The 21,379-nt window shown below is 39.3% G+C and carries 16 protein-coding genes; all 16 read left to right on the plus strand.

The features are described from left to right. The first annotated feature begins 114 nt into the window (after positions 1-114). The 16 genes from AB3U99_RS05065 (at position 115) to AB3U99_RS05140 (ending at position 21,234) form a co-directional block, all read left to right on the plus strand. Entirely contained in the window at positions 115-360 is a 246-nt protein-coding gene (locus AB3U99_RS05065; protein WP_400245981.1) for a hypothetical protein, read from the plus strand. Further along, on the plus strand, positions 360-1,709 hold the full coding sequence (locus tag AB3U99_RS05070) for a tripartite tricarboxylate transporter permease (protein ID WP_400245983.1): 1,350 nt from the start codon (positions 360-362) through the stop codon (positions 1,707-1,709). The genes AB3U99_RS05065 and AB3U99_RS05070 overlap by 1 nt, the downstream gene beginning before the upstream one ends. A 282-nt stretch (positions 1,710-1,991) precedes the next feature. Then, positions 1,992-2,942, plus strand: a complete 951-nt coding sequence (mvk, locus tag AB3U99_RS05075; protein WP_400245985.1) for a mevalonate kinase — start codon at positions 1,992-1,994, stop codon at positions 2,940-2,942. 24 nt (positions 2,943-2,966) lie between these two features. Beyond that, positions 2,967-3,947 (plus strand): diphosphomevalonate decarboxylase, encoded by a 981-nt coding sequence (gene mvaD, locus AB3U99_RS05080; protein ID WP_400245987.1) that lies wholly within the window; start codon positions 2,967-2,969, stop codon positions 3,945-3,947. Positions 3,948-4,017: 70 nt separating this feature from the next. Next, positions 4,018-5,094 carry a phosphomevalonate kinase gene (locus tag AB3U99_RS05085; RefSeq protein ID WP_400245989.1) on the plus strand — a complete coding sequence of 359 codons (1,077 nt, stop codon included), beginning with the start codon at positions 4,018-4,020 and terminating at the stop codon, positions 5,092-5,094. A 15-nt stretch (positions 5,095-5,109) separates the two neighbouring features. Beyond that, positions 5,110-6,129 (plus strand): type 2 isopentenyl-diphosphate Delta-isomerase, encoded by a 1,020-nt coding sequence (gene fni, locus AB3U99_RS05090; RefSeq protein WP_400245991.1) that lies wholly within the window; start codon positions 5,110-5,112, stop codon positions 6,127-6,129. A gap of 282 nt (positions 6,130-6,411) precedes the next feature. Continuing rightward, positions 6,412-7,377, plus strand: coding sequence for a tRNA dihydrouridine synthase (locus tag AB3U99_RS05095; RefSeq protein WP_400245993.1), 966 nt, complete (start codon positions 6,412-6,414; stop codon positions 7,375-7,377). Positions 7,378-7,685: 308 nt separating this feature from the next. Beyond that, a complete protein-coding gene (locus AB3U99_RS05100) occupies positions 7,686-9,359 on the plus strand; it encodes a DUF2075 domain-containing protein (RefSeq protein ID WP_400245994.1) in 1,674 nt (557 codons plus the stop codon). 254 nt (positions 9,360-9,613) lie between these two features. Further along, on the plus strand, positions 9,614-9,946 hold the full coding sequence (locus AB3U99_RS05105; protein ID WP_400247964.1) for a nucleotide pyrophosphohydrolase: 333 nt from the start codon (positions 9,614-9,616) through the stop codon (positions 9,944-9,946). Positions 9,947-10,441: 495 nt separating this feature from the next. Then, a complete protein-coding gene (gene hutH / locus AB3U99_RS05110) occupies positions 10,442-11,959 on the plus strand; it encodes a histidine ammonia-lyase (RefSeq protein ID WP_400245996.1) in 1,518 nt (505 codons plus the stop codon). Between the two features lie 68 nt (positions 11,960-12,027). Next, the gene (locus AB3U99_RS05115) at positions 12,028-13,494 is read left to right on the plus strand and encodes a helix-turn-helix domain-containing protein (RefSeq protein WP_400245998.1); all 1,467 of its coding nucleotides are present in this window, start codon (positions 12,028-12,030) and stop codon (positions 13,492-13,494) included. 463 nt (positions 13,495-13,957) lie between these two features. Beyond that, on the plus strand, positions 13,958-15,637 hold the full coding sequence (gene hutU / locus AB3U99_RS05120; protein WP_400246000.1) for a urocanate hydratase: 1,680 nt from the start codon (positions 13,958-13,960) through the stop codon (positions 15,635-15,637). Positions 15,638-15,640: 3 nt separating this feature from the next. Next, a complete protein-coding gene (gene hutI, locus AB3U99_RS05125; RefSeq protein ID WP_400246002.1) occupies positions 15,641-16,915 on the plus strand; it encodes an imidazolonepropionase in 1,275 nt (424 codons plus the stop codon). A 286-nt stretch (positions 16,916-17,201) separates the two neighbouring features. Continuing rightward, complete coding sequence (locus AB3U99_RS05130) at positions 17,202-18,536, plus strand: YjiH family protein (protein ID WP_400246004.1); 1,335 nt, start codon at positions 17,202-17,204, stop codon at positions 18,534-18,536. Positions 18,537-18,645: 109 nt separating this feature from the next. Beyond that, on the plus strand, positions 18,646-19,890 hold the full coding sequence (locus AB3U99_RS05135) for a Zn-dependent hydrolase (RefSeq protein ID WP_400246006.1): 1,245 nt from the start codon (positions 18,646-18,648) through the stop codon (positions 19,888-19,890). Positions 19,891-19,902: 12 nt separating this feature from the next. Continuing rightward, positions 19,903-21,234 (plus strand): amidohydrolase family protein, encoded by a 1,332-nt coding sequence (locus tag AB3U99_RS05140; protein ID WP_400246008.1) that lies wholly within the window; start codon positions 19,903-19,905, stop codon positions 21,232-21,234. Positions 21,235-21,379: the final 145 nt, after the last annotated feature.

A 21,379-nucleotide genomic window follows, 5' to 3' on the forward strand; every position in this document is an offset into this window, starting at 1 on the left:
GAATTTAAATGAGAATCGTTTTCATCAAATGGAATTTAGTGTATAATCTTCGTGGGGAAGCGGAACCTAACAGTATGCTCATTTCTGATCATTAAATACAAGGAGTTTGATTGTATGGAAAATAAAAAGAATCAAGATACAAACGATAATATTGAGGTCTGGGAGGATCTTGTTAAAATAAAGGATTTGGTTTTGGCGATAGCCATTTGTGCTATAACCACTATGGGCGCCTATTTTATCGCGCCAAATGAAGCGCCAAAGCCATTGTTTTTTGGCCTTGCTGGTGCTCTTATTGGTTTTATCATTTGTAGCTTTATCATTAAGCCAAAAAGAAACTTTAAGGGAACAGGAGAAAAATAATGGACATCGTATTAATTATAGAGATGATTGCTGCTGCCGTTTTAGCAGCTGTTTTATATACAATAATCGGCGTTGCACCAGGGACAGATGAAACGGCTGTTTTAGCTCCGGTGACGTTAGCGATCGTATTGGCAGGAGTAGAGCCAATTGTGGTCTTAACCTTCTTTATGTCTGCGATTGTGGCCAATAAAGTAACGGATTCGATTCCAGTTGCTCTCGCTGGTATTCCTGGCGGGGTGATGGCGACCCCGATGGTGGAGCATGCACTCGTGTTAAAAAAACATGGCATGCCTGATATCAGTATTCGCAAAATGGCATCCGGCTCTGTTATCGGGACTCTCGTTTCGGTTCCCGTAAGCTTACTTATGGCACAAGCTTTAATTCCATTTTCTGATGTCATCAAAGAATATGCAAACCCTCTCTTTTTCATTGGGGCCGTTTTACTTGCATTAATGACAAAAAATAAGGTGTTAGCACTTGTATCGATTCTTCCCTTTGCCTTATTAATTGAAGGATTACGCCACCTTTATTGGGGAATAGGTGTTGTACCTGAGGGAACAAATGTCTTCATTTCCTTTTTCTTAGGAATTACAATTGGTCCCGTCATTCTGACAATATTTGAACTTTTACATAAAGAAAAACGAGATAGTATGCCAAGATTTCCAAAGAAAACGATTGATTTTGCGCAAACAAATCCCATTAAAGGATTTCCTAGTCCTTTTAAAATATTGACAAAACAGGAAACAGGATCAAGTGTGCTTGCTAGTTTTATAGGTTCTATTACCTTTATCATGAGCCCTGTTGGCATGACCATATTTCTTGGAGAACTTTTTTCAAGCAGAGTCAAGGATCCGGTGAAAAAAGCGTCTGTTGCTATCGCGTCAATGGAGGGGCTGACTAACGCTACGTATATTTCAGGAACCTTGATTCCTTTAATCGCACTTGGTATTCCCTTGTCTCCAATGGCGATTGGTCCAGCCAATGCCCTTTTTAATGCGCCACCAGTATTTACAACAGAGCATAACCTGCATCATATCTTATCGAATGCAGACTTTGTCTGGGCAACGCTTATCGGTGCAACGATTGCCCTTGCAATCACTTATTTTGTTACCGTCAAATACGCCCATAAAATTTGTGCCTTTGTGTTTCGCTGGATTCCCCATGAAGCAATTCTAGGACTATTTTTTGGACTTGTGCTATTATTAGCTTTTATGGACGCTGGTTTTATCAATATTATCGGTGTACTTGTCATCGGGTTATTTGCTGGTATGCTACACCGCTGGGGCGTTAATTATGGCGTTCAGTTTATGATCCTCTATGCAGCACCATGGATCATTACTTGGTTTTAAAACTTGGCTGTTTTAGTAAAGTTTGTTGCTATGACCCGCAGCCTGAATACACTTCGCTTTCCATGGGGCGAGCGGTGAGCCTCCTCAGCTTCGCCTCCGGGGTCTCACCTGTCTCGCTAATTCCATAGGAGCATTCCGTGTAGTCAGGCTGCTCAGTAGTTCTAAAAAATTTTATTTTTCCTTATAAAAAAAACAATCTTTTAGAAAACAGCCTAAAACTTAGACAAAAGATAGATACATCTAGATAAACATCTAATTTATTCAATGAAAGTGGGGATATCGATGCTTGAAACTCCACAAAAAGTTGCGGTAGGCCGAGCACATAGTAAATTGATTTTAATTGGAGAGCACTCCGTTGTTTACGGACAACCGGCAATTGCTTTTCCATTTAAACAAATAGAAGTAAAAGTAACAGTGAAAAATATTGGGGGAAATGGGATACAAATTGAAAGCCCCTTTTATCAAGGATCGATAGAACAGATTCCTGAAAAGATGGAGGGAATTGGTGATTGCATCATCCAAACATTGAAGGTTCTTGAAAAACGTTCTTCAGGCTTACATATTCAGATTGCATCCTCGATTCCAATTGGGCGTGGACTAGGTTCAAGTGCAGCGATTGCGATTGCCCTTGTACGCGGTCTTTTTTCCTTTTTCAATCAGAAGCTCAAGCATAGTCAGTTGATGACATTAGTGGAGCGTGCCGAAAAATTTGCGCACGGAACGCCGAGTGGGATCGATATGATGGCAGCATCTAGCGCCAATCCAATTTGGTTTCAAAAACAACAAGAGGTTGAAAGTGTCAAAATAGGTGCTCCCTTTCATTTTGTCGTAGCAGATAGCGGCAGGGTTGGCGACACCTATTCAGCAGTTAAATCGATTCGAGATAAGTACGAAATGAAACCAGAGCAAATCGAGGAATCAATTATACTACTTGGCAAATTGGCACAAGAGGTGAGGCTGGCTCTTGCAGCAGGCAATCCTCAACAGGTTGGTGATAAATTAAATCAAGCACATCAACAGCTCTCTTTGTTAGGTGTCAGTGACCTAGGATTAGACGGCCTAGTAGAGGCGGCTCGAACTGCTGGGGCATTAGGCGCGAAATTAACAGGTGGTGGCCGTGGTGGTTGTATTTTGGCACTAGTAAAAAATGAAATTACCGGCAAAAAGGTTGCTGATGCCTTGATACAAGCTGGTGCTGCTCAAACATGGCAGTACACAATAGCTAAATGCTAATTATTAAAATGAGGAGTGTGGTTAATGGAAGCGATCGCTCGAGCTCACACGAATATTGCCTTAATAAAATATTGGGGGAAACGTGATTCCCAATTGTTTTTACCAATGAATAGTAGTTTATCGATTACATTGGATCATTTTTATACAGAAACAAAGGTACAGTTTTCTGATCAGTTTGAGAAAGATTCCCTCCTATTAGATGGAAATCAAGTCACTGATAATGAGATAATGAAAGTAACAGCTTTTCTTAATCATGTACGCAACCTTGCAGGCACCAAAACCTTTGCAAAGGTGACATCAGTTAATCATGTACCGACAGCTGCTGGGTTTGCTTCCTCCGCTTCAGGCTATGCAGCATTAGCAGCGGCAGCAAGTAAAGCGTTACAGTTAGATTTAACAGGCACAGAGCTTTCTGCTTTAGCTCGTCAAGGCTCTGGTTCTGCTTCTCGCTCCATTTTTGGCGGATTTGTTGAATGGCAAAAAGGAGAGAAAACGGATGGAACGGATTCGTTTGCGACACAAATCATAGACGAAAAAGCATGGGATATTAGTGTTCTATCTGTTGTGGTGGAAGCTGGTCCTAAATCTGTTTCGAGCCGAGATGGCATGCAGCGGACAGTAGACACTTCTCCATTTTACGAAGGTTGGTTAGCGACGCTTGAAGAAGATTTGAAACGAATAAAGGAAGCTATTAAAGCGCGCGACTTCACAAAGCTAGGAGAAATTGCGGAAGCGAATGCATTAAAAATGCACGCAACGATGCTAGGGGCAAAGCCGCCATTTTTTTATTGGCAAAGTGCAACACTTGACGTTATGCAGAAGGTCATGGAATTGCGCCAACAAGGCTTAGAAGCTTATTTCACGATTGATGCAGGACCGAATGTAAAAGTACTTTGTGAACCTATGAATGAACAGATGATGAAAGAAAAGCTAGCTGCTTTACCTTCTGTTCGTGATGTGATTGTATGTCATCCAGGACCTGGGATTCAGTATTTATCTGAATAGAATGGATAATAGCAAGAAAGAAGCAGGAATAGGTAACGGTAAATTAGCACTTTAAAGGGAGGGAGTCTGGATGCGCGAAATCAAAGTTCCAGGGAAACTTTTTGTTGCTGGGGAATACGCCGTATTGGAACCAGGCTATCCAGCGATTGTTGTGGCAGTTGACCGATTTATTACAGCACAGGTTGCAAGGAGTGAACAACAGACTCTTTCATTACCGCAGCTAGGTCTTCTAAATGTTGCTTGTCGATTTGAACGTGGACAAGTCATTTTGGAAGAGACAGATGCAAGATTAGATTTTATAAAAAATACAATTGCTGTGGTCCATCAATATTTAGGGGAAAGGTCTATAGAAACCAAGCCGTTCTCACTGACTGTAACGAGTGAATTGGATGATGCCGATTCTGGCCGGAAATATGGTCTAGGTTCAAGTGCAGCCGTAGTTGTCGCAGTTGTATCCTCTATTTTAACGCTGTATCGAGATCGATTGCCTGTTTCGAAAACCCTTATTTTTAAACTAGCTGCAATTGCTCATTATCAGACACAAGGGAGTGGTTCTTGTGCAGATGTGGCAGCATCGACTTATGGCGGTTGGCTCCACTATACAGCGTTTAAAGCTAGTTGGTTAAAAGAAAAGCTTATGGAGCAAAGGGATATTTCTCAATTGGTGGAAGAGGCATGGCCATATCTACAGATCGAGCAGCTAGAAGCTCCTAAGGAATTAGTACTTGCTGTCGGCTGGACAGGTAGTTCTGCCAAAACAGCTTCTTTGATAAAAAAGATCGCGCCACTTAAAAATCAAAATTCCAATAGTTATGGAGCGTTCTTACGTAAAAGCCGTGATGCAGTTTCCACTATGGTAGAAGGCTTTAAACATAATGATATGGAGTTAGTGATGGCAAGCTTATCCGCTAATCGGTCGGCATTATTAGCGTTAAGTCGAGAAACTGGCGGAGCAATTGAAACGATTCATTTAGAAAAATTGATTGAAATTGCTAATCGTTATGGAGCTGGAAAATCGTCTGGAGCTGGTGGCGGTGATTGTGGAATTGCTTTTACAAGTACAGACAAGCTTGAACGATTACATAAAGCATGGCAGGATGCTGGTATTGTTCCTTTAGATATCCTCCCTGCAACCAAATATAATTAGATTGGAGTTTGGAGAATGACTGATTCAATTGACAAAAGAAAAGCCCAGCACATTGAGTTGGTTTTAAATGAGAAAGTAACAGGTGAAAACATATCAACTGGTCTTGAAAAGTATCGATTTCTACATAATGCCTTGCCAGAAATTGATTTTGATGAAATTACATTAGACACACAGTTTCTAGGTAAAAAGATGAAGACGCCTTTCTTGGTAAGCTCGATGACTGGTGGTGCTGCGATGGCGGAGACGATTAATCGAAACCTTGCGATTGCTGCAGAGGAACGAGGTTGGGCATTTGCCTTGGGTTCTACAAGAGCACTCATCGAAAATGAAAAATATCGAGAATCCTTTCAAATTCGAAAATATGCGCCAACTATTCCAATCATCGCCAATTTAGGTGCGGTGCAGTTTAATTATGGCTTTGGAATCGACCAGTGTAAACAAATTATCGAGATGACAGAAGCAGATATGCTCGTTCTCCATTTGAATAGCATTCAGGAAATTATTCAACAAGAAGGAGATCGTAATTTTAAAGATCTGTTAGGGAAAATCGAACAAGTATGTACACAGCTAGATATTCCCGTTGGTGCAAAAGAGGTTGGCTTTGGAATCGATGGCACCATCGCGAAAAAACTGACTGACGTTGGAATCTCGTTTATTGATGTCGCTGGTGCAGGTGGTACATCATGGAGCCAAGTGGAAAAACTACGCTCCAAAGAGAAGATTAAGAAAATAGCAGCCGAAGCTTTTACTAGCTGGGGGATTCCAACTGCCGAATGTATTGTTTCCGTTAACGAAGCGATTGACAAACCAATCATCGCTAGTGGTGGAATCAAAAATGGAATGGATGCTGCTAAGGCTATCGCGCTTGGATCAGATATGGTTGGTTTTGCTCGTTCGATTCTAAGAGAAGCTACAGAATCACCAGAGGATCTGATAGAACTTTTTGAGACTCGAGAGCTGGAATTACAGATGACTATGTTTGGAATTGGTGCGGCTACTGTTGGGGCATTGAAGGGAACAGATAGGATTAGGTAAGGAAGCAGGGGAAGTTCTTTTGCTTCCTTTTTGGTTGTCTTCTATACTATATTAAATAGGCACTTAATAATTTCTAGTATATAGCAGAAACTTAGATAAGAAACCACCTCTAAAGCTTTTTTCTTACTTGATTATCTAAAATAATGTTTGAAATTTTCTTTGTTTTGATAAATGGTACTGAAAAATGGTATAAGTGTAAAAGAATCAAGAAATTTGTACTTATTATTTTTGGGAGGGACAAGGGGTCTGTCCCCTTGTCCCTTTGAAAGGATTTGAATAGATATGACAGAAAATTTTTGGCGTGACTTGCCACGACCATTTTTTGTGCTTGCACCAATGGAAGATGTGACGGATGTTGTTTTTCGCCATGTGGTGAGTAAAGCAGGTAGACCAGATGTATTTTTTACCGAGTTTACAAATACGGAGAGCTATTGTCATCCAGAGGGTAAACAAAGTGTCCGTGGACGATTGACTTTTACAGAAGATGAACAGCCAATGGTTGCACATATATGGGGAGACAAGCCCGAATATTTTCGCCAAATGAGTATTGGTATGGCGGAGCTTGGATTTAAGGGGATTGACCTTAATATGGGCTGTCCTGTCCCAAATGTGGCAGCGAAAGGAAAAGGAAGCGGCCTTATCCTACGTCCAGAAGTCGCTACAGAATTAATCCAAGCTGCAAAAGCGGGGGGATTACCGGTAAGTGTGAAGACAAGACTTGGTTATACGGAGATAGAAGAGTGGCACGATTGGTTAGCACATATACTGGAACAAGATATCGCTAATCTCTCCATTCATTTGCGTACGAGAAAAGAAATGAGCCAAGTGGATGCACATTGGGAGCTAATTCCGGAAATCAAAAAGCTCCGTGATCGCATTGCACCAGATACCCTTTTGACAATCAATGGGGATATTCCTGATCGTCAAACTGGCTTGAGGCTAGCCGAACAATATGGTGTGGATGGAATTATGATAGGGCGTGGTATTTTCAAAAATCCATTTGCCTTTGAAAAAGAACCGAAAGAGCATAGTAGCAAGGAATATTTGGATCTCCTAAGATTGCAGCTTGATCTTCATGATAAATATTCAAGTGAATTAGAGCCACGTCCATTCCAAGCTCTTCATCGCTTTTTTAAGATATATGTAAAGGGATTTAGAGGAGCGAGTGAATTGAGAAATCAATTGATGAGCACAAAGTCGACGGATGAAGTGCGTGCGATGCTTGATGGTTTTGAGATTGTTGAGTGAGGGAATGTTGGTGGGATTAGGAGCAATAAACTGATTAAAAGATAGAGCTGATATTATAAATGGATGTTATGAGTAGGTATTAAACTGTACTCATGTCATCCATTTTTTGTTTGGTTTAGTATGAAAATTACCGTTATTATCCTAGTTGAAATTATGGTACCTGTAAAATAGAAGAATGAAATTTGGAAAAAACTAGGGTGCTATGAATGGGAATCACAAACTAAAAAAGGTAGGAGAGAGGAGTTTAACTCCTTATAATTGAATGTGGTAAAATATTCATATAAATGTATATGAAAGGTAATCATCCAATGAATACGTTAGAAATAATCTCTATGCCATTTACTCATTCTTCAATAGACTCTTTGTATGGTAAGTCCTATTCTGACTATCCGGTTGTATATTTCTTAAACAATAATACTAAGGTTTATATTGGTGAAACGGTAGCTGTACGAAACCGTATGAAAAATCATTTGAAAAATCCAGAAAGAAAATCACTTGATAAGATGACGGTTATTATTCATGAAAAATTTAATCGATCAGCAACCTATAATATTGAAACAAAACTGATTAATTACTTTTTAGCAGATGAGCGTTATAAGCTTCAAAATAAGAGTCAAACAGTTGTTAGTGTTAGTCACAATTACTATGATAAGCCATTTTATAATGAAAAGGTATTTAATGAATTATGGGATCAGTTAAAGAAAAGGGATTATGTTACTCACTCAAGAGAAGTTATTGAAAATAAAGATATATTTAAGCTATCTCCTTTTAAAGAATTATCGATAGAACAAATTGAATTAAAAGAGAAAATTATTGCTGTATGTGAAAAACATATTAATGATGATAAGCCTTTTGTTTTCCTTGTTAAAGGTGAAGCCGGTACTGGAAAGAGTGTGGTTTTAAGCGCAGTTTTTAATCGGATACAAGAGCTAGCAAAGGAGAAGTCGTCAGCACTTTATAATAGTAATAATTTTTTATTAGTTAATCATAGTGAGATGTTAAAAACATATCAAAAAATTGCAGGGAAAGTAAAAGCGCTTAAAAAGAATAATTTTGACAAGCCTACACCTTTTATAAACAAAAGGAAAAAGGATAATCAAAAAGCGGATATCGTTTTTGTGGATGAAGCACATTTATTGTTAACCCGAGCGGATAGCTTTAATAATTTTAATGAGAATAACCATCTAGAAGAGATAATGAAACATAGTAAAATTGTCATATTGGTATTTGATGAAAAGCAAGTATTAAAAATGAAAAGCTATTGGGATAAAAATATGCTACTGCACCTTGTAGACAGTCATCATTCAGAAGAATACATATTAAAAAATCAATTTCGCATGCAGGCAAGTCTTGAAATGATTAATTGGATTGATCACTTTGTAGAAAAAAAGATACTACCTGCACCTAAAGAGGAAGAGTTTGATTTTCAAATTTTTGATTCAGCAGCTATGTTGTATAAAAAAATATGTGAGAAAAATAAAAGATTTGGCTTAGCAAGAGTGGTATCAACCTTCGATTACGTTCATAAAAAGGATGGCGAAACATATTATATCAAAGAAAATCAATTTAAATTACCTTGGAATACTACTACGAATAGAGATACTACTTGGGCTGAGAGAAAAGATACTATAAAGGAAGTTGGCTCTATCTATACGATTCAGGGGTTTGATTTGAATTATGTTGGTGTAATATTAGGACCATCGGTTACGTATGACCAGGAAAAGGATGAATTAAAAATCATTACAGAAAATTATAAGGATACAGAGGCGTTCAGAGGAAAAGATGAATTCGATGATCCTGAATATATAAAGGAAAGAATAATTCTAAATTCGATAAATGTTCTATTGAAAAGGGGAATAAAGGGGTTATATCTATTTGCAAGTGACCCAGAACTAAGAGTACATTTAATGAAGCTTTATGAGAATCGGACGGAAAACAATGAAATTTTGAAGATTGCAGAGGATAAGAGTGAATATCATTAATAATAGAGAGACAAGAATAAGGAAGTGAAGAAGGTGTGTTGACTTTGAAGTATTTGGATTCATTTTATAGGGACGACAGTAAAAAAATAGATATAGTTTTAACAAAGCTAAAAGCTAACTATCCTGAAATAGATTGGCAAACGGAAATACGTGAAAATGATGACATTTCGTTGATTGTGCCATCCTCCCAGTTTGAAGATGCTGAACAAATTTATGAAAACTTCAAAGAGCAAGGTTTTAATTTTGAAACATCGATTTTTGATTCATTAATTAATGAAATTTTAAGCTTTCGAGACGAAAGAAATTGGAAACAATTTCACAATCCCAAGGATTTAGCTATATCTCTTTCTTTGGAAGCAAGTGAATTATTAGAAAACTTTCAGTGGAAAACAAGTGAAGAAGGTATAGTTGCCAATAGGGAAAATATTAAAGATGAAATAGCAGACGTGGTTATATATGCATTACTAATGTCTAATGAGATTGGAATAAATTTGGAACAGGCTATTAAAGAGAAAGTTCGTAAAAATAAACAGAAATATCCTGTTGATAAGTCTTTTGGATCAAGAAAGAAATATACTGATTTATAAGGTTGAGTTAATCAATTAGCCATTTAATAATATCTTAACTCATAATATTATAAATATTTGAAGTGTGTTAATTTCGTCTCTACAACTAAGTAGAGGCGTTTTTTGTGTTGTTTTTAATAGTTACCATACACAAAAATCAAAAGTTCCTCTAATTTATCTTTATCATTCCTGTTCGTTGTATAGAGAAGGAGAATCTTAATCGGCGAAAGGATGGATTCATTAAAAATGTGAATTACTCTGTTTTAACAAAGAAAGCAATTGAAATGTAGGCAGGCTAGAGTAGAAAAAATTTTACTAATTGGAGAGTTAAGGAATTTAAGCCCTTTTAAAATTATATATTATTTTGATGAATATTTTCCTATTTAAAATCGTAACTAAAACAAAGGAAAAGATTATGCGAATTTAAATTACCAATCTTTTTATTAAACCTGAACATATCCGATTTTAAATGATATAAAGTACGTCTCTAATTATTAAAAAAGGAGGAACCCCACCATGATCACCCTAACCGGCACCAACCTAACCCTATCCCAACTAAAAAAAATCCTCTACACAAACGAACCCGTCAAACCATCAAAAGAAAGCCTAACAAAAGTAAAAAACAGCCGAAAAGCCGTCGAAGAAATCGTAAACCTAGGAAAAACGGTTTATGGCATTAATACTGGCTTCGGTAAATTAAGCGACGTCCGCATTGATAAGGAGGATGTAGAAACACTACAGCTCAATTTGATCCATTCCCATGCCTGTGGAGTAGGAGAGCCTTTTCCAGAAGTGGTTTCAAGAGCTATGCTTCTTCTTCGAGCGAATGCTTTACTAAAGGGATATTCAGGAGTTCGTCCTCTCATCATTGATAGATTACTAGCACTTCTAAATAAAGCAATTCATCCAGTCATACCACAGCAAGGATCCCTTGGTGCGAGTGGGGATCTTGCTCCTTTATCTCATCTTGCCTTGGCACTTCTCGGTGAAGGAGAAGTATTCTATAAAGGAAAAAGAATACCAGCGCTAAATGCTTTACAGGCTGAGGGCATTGAACCAATCAGGCTTTCCGCAAAGGAAGGGTTAGCACTGATTAATGGAACACAAGCGATGACGGCGATGGGGGCTGTAGCCTACTTGGAAGCGGAGAAACTGGCCTATCAAGCGGAACAAATTGCTGCCGTTACGATGGAAGGGTTAAGGGGGATTATCGATGCTTTTGATGATGACATCCATCAAGCAAGAGGGTATCAAGAGCAAATAGATGTGGCTCAGCGGATGCGTGTATATCTTGCTGGAAGTAAGCTAATAACGAGGCAAGGTGAATTGCGTGTCCAGGATGCCTATTCGCTTCGTTGTATTCCCCAAGTACATGGTGCTACTTGGCAGACATTGCAATATGTGAAACATAAACTAGAAATAGAGATGAATGCAGCGACAGATAATCCACTAATTTTTAACAATGGTGAAAAAGTAATCTCTGGTGGGAATTTTCATGGTCAGCCGATTGCGTTGGCGATGGATTTTATGGGAATTGCGATGGCGGAGCTGGCGAATATTTCAGAGCGGCGGATTGAACGGTTAGTTAATCCTCAACTAAATGATTTGCCAGCATTCTTAAGCTCCAAGCCTGGCTTGCAATCTGGGGCGATGATTATGCAATATGTTGCAGCTTCATTGGTTTCGGAAAATAAAATCCTTGCCCATCCAGCTAGTGTGGATTCGATTCCGTCTTCTGCAAATCAGGAGGATCATGTTAGTATGGGGACCATTGGTGCGAGGCATGCGTATCAAATTATTGAACATACACGAAAAGTATTGGCGATTGAATTGATCTGTGCAGCACAGGCTGCGGAAATTCGCGGAAAAGAAAAGATGGCAGCTTTTACGAAAAAGTTATTGGAACATATAAGAAAGAGTGTTGCTTCAATTGATGAGGACCGGATTTTCTCGGAGGATATCGAGAGGTTAAGCAAAGCATTGAAAGAGTCATTTGAAATCGATATAGATGGAATCACGGATAAAAAAATATAGCATCATTCTAATGCCTGTCTACTGTTATAATAGTGTCAAAGTCATTATTGTAAGGGAGCAGGTTTTTTATGTTTAAAATCTTGATTGCAGATCGTGACAAGCAAGAAGTGAATGGAATTGAATGGCTTGTTTCGAAAAATTCGTCACCGGATTTTATCATAGAGAAAAGAAATGAGCTGGCAGAAGTATTAGCGGTTCTCGAAACAGATTTACCAGATATTTTGTTTATTGAATTAGATATGATCCCGGATACGCATTGGAAGATGGTTCAATCCTATATTAATAGATATGCAAAGAATGTCGTTACCCTTACAGCTGAAACTACCTTTGAGCGTGCGATGCAGGCGATGGCAGTTAAAGCAGTTGATCTACTTGTTAAACCTTTAACACCGAATCTCGTCAAAAAAGCCTTTCAAGAATTAATGCGAATGCAATTAACTCCTATGAACGATGAAAAAAATACCTCTAGAATAGCATATGACTCGAAATATGAAGCACTTTTTATTGATGACTTGATGCCATATGAATACCCGGTATTTCTCATAGAAAGTGAATGGAACGATGCATTAGATGAAATAAGAGCATTTAGTAATGAATTTGATTTTTATTACAAGCCTGTTATTTTTTCGACGAGTGACCATCTTGTCCTTGCCTTTCAACATGACCTACAGGATGAAATCAACGAAGCAAAGCGTTTCTTAAGAGAATGGGAAATCGAGCATGATGCGCCGCTCGCGATTGCGATTAGTCGTCGCGATCAGCATTCTCTCTATCAGACATATAATCATTTAAGAAAAGCAATAAATGTAACGTTTTATACAGGATACCGTCAAGTGATTTTGGCCAATGATTTTCATGAGTGGGTAGAAAGGGATCCTTTTTTAACGATGGAGCAGCAACGGGATTGGGTCTATATGCTTGATGAAAAGGAAATTAGTGAAATTAAGGCATGGATGTACGGTGAATTTTTCAGTATGAAAAGTCCTTATCCTTCTCCTAGTATGCTTCGAACGAGGTTAACAAGTATTCTTGCACAGGTTCGTCGCTATATGATTAAAAGCGGACTGCAAGACAGCAGCAGTGAGAATTATTATAAGGATGTTTTTAATAACATCTTAAACTATAGTGTTCTATATCGAATTGTCCAGGAAATAATTTTGTTTATTGATTACTTATTTGATCTGCAAAATCAACAAGTAGAAAAACCGAAGCTGGATATAATGGAAGCAGCGATTACCTATATGGAAAAAAACTATTACCGTTCCGATTTATCATTAGTCGAAGTGGCAAATCATATCGGTCGTAGTCCATCCTACTTCAGCTATTTATTAACCAACAAAAACAACAGAAGTTTTCGAGAAATCCTAACAAATATCCGCATTCAAAAAGCAAAGGATATTTTAAGCACCTCCGACACACCAATCCAAAACACAGCAAAATTAGTCGGCTTTAATAACCCAAACTACTTTAGCCGCATCTTTAGAAAACAAACCGGACTATCCCCAAGAGAGTTTATCAGACAGCAAACACTTTAATATAGTTTGTTATCTTCAATAGGTAAAAAGAATTAGTTGGAAAAATAGAGCAGCTGGAATATACGTAGACTCCTGTGGGATTAGCGAGACAGTCTTAAGACCCTGCAGGAGCGTAGCGACGAAGCGACGAAGCGGCTCAGCGCGATCCCCACGGAAAGCGAAGTGTATTCCAGCTGCGGGTGATAGCAACAAACTTTACGAAAAAAGCCTTAAGAAGATGCCTCCTATTGAGAAATAATCGGCAGGGACGTCTTTTGATTTTTAACTGCGTTGAAAACAATAAAACAGGTTATCATCTAATATTTTTATCCTATCCAAAATAATTATCATAAATTTAACCGTTTTTATCATGCTTGTCAGATACAACCCGTAAATAATTATCTTTTTTCATAAGTTAATTACCTATTATAATTTATAAATTTTGATAAAGTTTAAATTATAAGAAAATTTAATTATTTAGGGGATGGTACATGTGACAACGATAAAAAGACAAGTAGAACAATATACAGGTACTACATTACACGCGAAAAATTGGATCTCTGAAGCAGCCTTACGAATGTTAAACAATAACCTGAGTCCAGAAGTAGCGGAAAATCCCGATCAATTAGTTGTGTACGGTGGTATAGGGAAAGCAGCACGTAACTGGGAATGTTATGAAGCGATTGTCAATGAATTAAAACAATTGGAGGAAGACGAAACATTACTTGTCCAGTCCGGAAAGCCAGTTGCTGTCTTTAGAACACATAAAGACGCGCCAAAAGTATTGATTGCCAATTCCAATCTTGTTCCTGCATGGGCCAATTGGGACCATTTTAATGAATTAGATAGAAAGGGTTTAATGATGTACGGGCAAATGACTGCTGGAAGCTGGATTTACATCGGTAGCCAAGGGATTGTCCAAGGTACTTATGAAACCTTTGCGGAATGTGCTCGTCAACATTTTGGATCAAGCCTGAAAGGAACGATCACACTAACTGCCGGTCTTGGTGGAATGGGTGGAGCACAGCCGTTAGCAGTAACCTTAAATGAAGGTGTTTGTATTGCTGTAGAAGTGGACCAACATCGTATTGATCGCAGACTAGAGACGAAATACTTGGATATTTCCACAGATAGTCTAGAAGAGGCTATCCGTTTGGCAAATGAGGCGAAGCAAGAAGGTCGTGCCCTTTCGATTGGCTTACTTGGAAATGCTGCTGAAATTTTACCACAAATGATTGAGAGAGGCTTTATCCCAGAGGTACTGACAGATCAAACATCTTCCCATGATCCACTGAACGGTTATGTGCCTGCACAGATGACGCTTGAGGAAGCAGCAGAATTAAGAGCTTCTAACCCAGAAATGTACACCATATTAGCGAAAAAGAGTATTGCAGCACATGTGCAGGCAATGTTAGATATGCAAGCTAAAGGGGCAGTAACATTCGACTATGGAAACAATATTCGCCAGGTTGCAAAAGATGAAGGGATAGAGAATGCCTTTGATTTTCCTGGTTTTGTTCCAGCTTATATTCGTCCTCAATTCTGTGAAGGAAAAGGACCATTCCGTTGGGTAGCATTATCAGGCGATCCGGAAGATATTTATAAAACAGACGAGGTCATATTAAGGGAATTTAGCGACAACGAGGCTTTATGTAAGTGGATCAAAATGGCACAGGACAAAATCAGTTTTCAAGGCTTGCCATCCCGGATTTGCTGGCTTGGCTATGGGGAACGGGCAAGGTTTGGAAAAATCATTAATGACATGGTTGCAAGTGGAGAATTGAAAGCACCAATCGTCATCGGGCGTGACCATTTAGATTCTGGCTCTGTTGCATCGCCGAACCGTGAGACAGAAGCAATGAAGGATGGGAGTGATGCGGTAGCAGATTGGCCGATTCTAAATGCATTGATCAATAGTGTCGGTGGAGCTAGCTGGGTGAGTGTTCACCATGGTGGCGGCGTAGGGATGGGATACTCTCTACATGCAGGGATGGTCATTGTAGCAGATGGAACAAAGGATGCGGAAAAGCGGATTGAGCGAGTATTGACGACAGACCCAGGCATGGGGGTAGTTAGACATGTCGATGCAGGTTATGAATCTGCTGTGAAAACAGCGAAAGAAAAAGGAATCCATATTCCGATGTTAAAAAATGCGGAGGTGTAATGCTTGACGGATTTACTGTTTATTAAACATGCAGCACAACTAATTACGGTGGAAGGTCATTCGGGAACACCAGCTAAAAAGCAGGCGATGAGCGAGATTACTGTCATTGAAAATGGAGCAGTACTCGTTCAAAATGGCAGGATTCTTGATGTTGGAGAAACAAGTGCAATCGAAGCAAAATATCCAAATTTGATTGCGGATGCAAAGCAGATCGATGCGACGAATAAAACAGTAACCCCTGGTTTAATTGATCCCCATACACATTTGGTTCACGCCGGTACAAGAGAAAAGGAATATGCGATGCGTCTCCAAGGCAAAACCTATATGGATATTATGAATGCTGGCGGAGGAATTCACGCCACAACGCGAGCGACACAGGAAGCTTCCTTTGAGCAATTATACGCAGAGTCAAAAGCTAGATTAGATAAATTTTTACTCCATGGAGTGACAACCGTAGAAGCAAAAAGTGGCTATGGCTTGTCCTTAGAGCATGAAATAAAACAGCTGGAGGTTGCCAAAAAACTCCAGCAGGATCACTACATGGATATCGTTTCTACTTTTATGGGAGCACATGCCATCCCATTGGCTGATAAAGATAATCCAGAACACTTTGTCGATCAAGTTATTAACGAGATGATTCCGGAAGTGTCACGGAGAGGCTTAGCAACGTTTAATGATGTTTTTTGTGAACGAGGTGTGTTTACGCCAAAACAATCACGACGCATCTTAGAAGCGGGGAAGGAACATGGATTAATTCCGAAAATCCATGCCGACGAAATTGAACCATATGGCGGTGCAGAGCTAGCGGCAGAAGTAGGCGCGATATCCGCGGATCACTTATTAAGAGCCTCTAGTCATGGGATTGAACAGATGGCAGTGCGTGATGTCATGGCTGTTTTATTACCAGGTACCGCATTTTTCTTGATGGCAGAATTTGCGGAAGCGAGAAAAATGATTGATAGAGGCGTTGCTGTAGCCCTATCGACAGATGCCAATCCAGGGTCCTCGCCAACCCTATCACTCCCATTCATTATGAATTTGGGTTGCTTGAAAATGGGCATGACACCAGAAGAATTACTCACCGCAACAACGATAAATGCTGCCCATGCGATTGGCCGTGCAGATACAATAGGTAGCTTGGAAAAAGGAAAACAAGCAGACATAACCATATTTGATGTACCCAATTATCTAACCTTATCCTATCAGTATGGAATGAACCATGTGGATACAGTGATCAAAAAAGGAGTACCAGTCGTTAGAGAAAAACAGCTTCAATAAAGGTAGACATGATTGAATTTGGAGATATTACATTATCATCTTCTATGTATAGCATTAAAAAATTTAATCGAAGCTTGTTTTTTTAATGAATAATATTTAACATTCTGAGTTGATTGGAGCGGAAGACACTTGACTCCTGCGGGAAGAAGAGGACGCTTTAGACCCCACAAGCGAAAGCCGAGGAGACTCAGCTCCTCCCCGTGAAAAGGAAGTAAATGTAGCGGAAATCAACGATCCCATTCACAAGGAAAACAGCATTAAAAAAATCAATATTGGAGGAAAGCGCATGGAAACTACGGAAAGACAAATCCCTTTAGAACAAGGAAAAAGCCCAAATAGTAGTCTAAAAGTTTTTAAGTTTATTGTTTACAGCATAATCGGTATTTTTACCTTTTTCATCCCTATTACCATCAATGACAGCTCCACAATCCCACTCGATCATCTAGTCACCTTTGTTCAGCAAGCCGTTCCAGCTGCCTTACCGTATTATGCATTACTCGTTATATTATTTGGCGCCATTTATCCATTTGTTAATAAATCATGGAATAAAAATGCAGTCAATATCGTCTTATCCTTTTTCAAAATCATCGGTCTTGTTTTTGCTATTTCTTATGTTTTTAAAATTGGACCAGCGTGGTTTTTTGAACCAGGAATGGGACCATTCTTATTTGATAAGCTAGTAATCCCTGTAGGTGTGCTTGTCCCAATTGGCGCTGTGTTCTTAGCATTATTAGCTGGATATGGATTATTAGAATTCATTGGCGTCCTTTTGCAGCCAGTTATGCGCCCTATTTGGAAAACCCCAGGTCGTTCTGCGATTGATGCCGTTGCATCCTTTGTTGGAAGCTATTCGATTGGTCTGTTAATTACAAACAAAGTATTTAAAGAAGGGAAATATACCATCAAAGAAGCAACGATCATTGCGACAGGATTTTCTACTGTTTCTGCCACCTTCATGATTGTTGTGGCGAAAACATTAGGTTTAATGGACATTTGGAATATGTACTTCTGGGTTACCTTAGTTGTAACGTTTGCCGTAACAGCGATTACCGTTCGAATTTGGCCACTTAATAGAATAAGTGAGGAGTATTATCAAGGGAATGCAAATCCAGAAGAGGTCATTAAAGAGAAAAGATTGCAACATGCATGGAAACAAGCAATGGACGCTGCTGATAACTCCTTACCAATCTTTAAAAATATCGTTAGTAATTTAAAAGACGGATTTATTATGACAATGGCTATTTTGCCATCGATATTATCTGTTGGGTTACTCGGCTTAGTATTAGCGGAATATACACCGGTTTTTGATATTATCGGAATGATTTTCTATCCATTTACTTGGATTCTGCAAATTCCTGATCCAATGCTAGCTGCAAAAGCATCAGCCGTTGAGGTTGCAGAAATGTTCTTGCCAGCAGGGCTTGTAGCAGAGGCGGAATTAATTACTAGATTTGTAATTGGAACGTTATCAGTCTCAGCAGTTATCTTTTTCTCTTCCCTCGTTCCTTGTATTTTATCAACGGATATTCCGATCAGTATTCCTAAATTGCTTGTCATCTGGATTGAACGAACAATCTTAACATTAATTATTGTAACGCCACTTGCATTTTTGCTATTATAGTTTGTTTTTTTTAAGAAATGACAATCTAAAACTCTCCTGACTTTTGGTTAGGGGAGTTTGGTTGTTCATCATAGACTGAAAGAGTTTCGAGAGGGAGTGAGGATAAAAAATGCTTAGCGTAAATAAACAACGAATAGAACAGAAGCTATTTACTTTAGGGAAGATTGGCCGCAATGCGAACGGAGGGATGGACAGGACAACGTTTACACCAGCAGAAATCGCAGCGAGGAATTGGTTGAAGCAGGAACTTCTTCAATTGAACCTAGCTGTCCATGTGGATGAAGTGGCAAACATTTGGGGGAGAAGAGAAGGGACTAATCCAGAATTACCTGTTCTTGCATTTGGTTCTCATATTGATTCCGTGCCAAATGGGGGCATTTATGATGGGGCGCTTGGCGTGATTCTGGCTTTAGAAGTGATGCATGTGTTGGAGGAAAATAAAGTAAAAACAATGCATCCATTAGAGCTGGTTTCATTCAGTGCAGAGGAGCCTAACCCATTTGGTTTCTCGACTTTTGGTAGTAGAGCGATGTCTGGAAAAATAACGGCTGAAGATATTGTCGGTGTCACGGATCCAGACGGCCGATTATTAACAGACGCATTACAGGATGCAGGCGGAAATCCAAATGTTTTTGCAAGTGCTGTAAGAAACCCTCATGAATTTGCCGCCTATTTGGAGGTACATATTGAACAAGGAAAACGATTGCTGCAACGTGATATCCCAGTTGGAATTGTAACGGGTATTACTGGCATATACCGTGAAGAAGTGACGGTTATAGGGGAAGCGAATCATTCAGGGACGACATTAATGAGGGATAGATCGGATGCATTTCTAGCCACTGCAAGTATGGCACTCGCATTAGAAGAAATTTTACTAAACTACCCTGATGAAGAGGTGGTTGGGACGATTGGCCAGGTTTTCGTAAAGCCGAATGCAACGAATATTGTACCAGGTGAAGTGACTTTTTCTTTAGAAATTAGAGGACAAACGAGTGAGAAAATTCAGGATGTGTTAGCAAAATGGGAAGAGAAGGTACAAATTATTCATAGACATAGAAAGGTAAAGGTCGAACGAGAAGTAAAGCTTGATCAAGGACCCGTCCCAATGAGTGAAAAAATAATGGCATGCTGTGAGGAGCAGGCGGCTAATCTTAGCTATCCGTCTTACCGATTAGGAAGCATGGCAGGCCATGATGCTGCCCATATGGCATCGGTCACTCAAGCTGGCATGTTATTTGTTCCGAGTTTAGCTGGGAAAAGTCATTGTCCGGAAGAGGAGAGTCGGATGGAGGACATTGGAAAAGTTGGAAATGTATTACTACATTCTATTTTAGCATTGGATAACAGTCATTAAGGAGGAGAATCGGTGGGGAAATTATTTATAGCGGATAGTGTTTATGCGAACGGAACTTTTAAAGAGCGATATAGTTTGTATGTGGAAGATGGAGTGATTAAGGAAATTGGCCCGACTGGCAAGTTAAAGGAAAAGTATAAAGGGGCTATGGTTCATTCATTAGAAGGAAAAACGATTATTCCAGGCACTGTCAATTCTCATAATCATTCCTTTCAAAGTTTACTGAGAGGAATTGCGGTCGATCGACCATTTTTGGAATGGCGGGATGAGGCATTATATAAATATACGCCATACTTAGATGAAGAGGCGATTTACATGGGTGCTTTGTTTGCATTTGGGGAAATGCTTCGCTATGGGGCGACGACTGTCAGTGATTTTTTCTATGTGCATAACAATGGGATAGCCTATGATGAAGCAGTTATTCAGGCTGCAAAGGATGTTGGGATTAGACTTGTATTAGCACGGACGATGTATGATTGGGATGGAGCTCCGAAAGCGTATATCGAGACAATTGATGATGCTGTTTCCAGAACCTATGCGCTTGCGAAGAAATATCAAGGCAATTCGATGATCCATATCCAACCAGCACCACATAGTCCACATGCTGCATCTCCGGAAATGATTAAAGCCGGGCATCGTCTTGCTTGTGAGATGGACACACCGTTCCATATTCATGTAGCAGAAGAACCCTTTGAGGTGGAAGAGACGCTAGCGAAATATGGACTTCGACCAGTTCATTACTTAGATTCATTAGGAGTAGTCGATGAGCGAATGATCGCGATTCATTTGGTTTGGCTAGAACAAGCTGAAATAGAACTTCTTGGTTCCAGAAACTCCTCCCTTGCTTATTGTCCATCTAGCAATATGTTTCTAGCGGATGGGATTACGAAGATTCCAGATTTGGTGAAGTCAGGGGTGAATATTACACTGGGATCAGATGGTGCGTGTAGCAATAATCGAATTTCCGTTTTTGAGGAAATGAGAATGTGCTCAATCTTACAAAAGGTTGATAGATTGGATGGAACGGTTGTAAATGCCCAGCAAGTATTTGATATGGGGACAAAAAATGCGGGAGAGATCTTGCGTTTACCAATCGGAAAATTAGAACAGGGAATGCAAGCTGATTTTGTGGCGATCGATACCAATGATTTGTCATTATTACCAAAAACTAATTTAATTGCAAATATTGTCTATTCGATGCAGCCGAATGCTATTAAAGATGTGTTTGTGGAAGGGAAGCAGATTGTCGGGGATGGTAAGCTTTTGACCGTTTCGGAGGAGACTATTGGGAAACGGGTGAATGCTTTTTTTGAAAAGACTAAAGCTGAAATGAATAAAGGGTAAATGGGAATATGTTAGGGCAGGGGATACCTTGTCCTTTTTGTGTTGTGAACAAATGGGAGCTTACTCCAACATATCAACTAAGTGTTGTAAAAGGAATGATTATTGAGATACATTTCAGATAGAGGAATATTTAAGTAAACATATT

Origin of the sequence: Niallia tiangongensis (assembly GCF_044704065.1) — a bacterium.
GTDB classification, from domain to species: domain Bacteria; phylum Bacillota; class Bacilli; order Bacillales; family Cytobacillaceae; genus Niallia; species Niallia tiangongensis.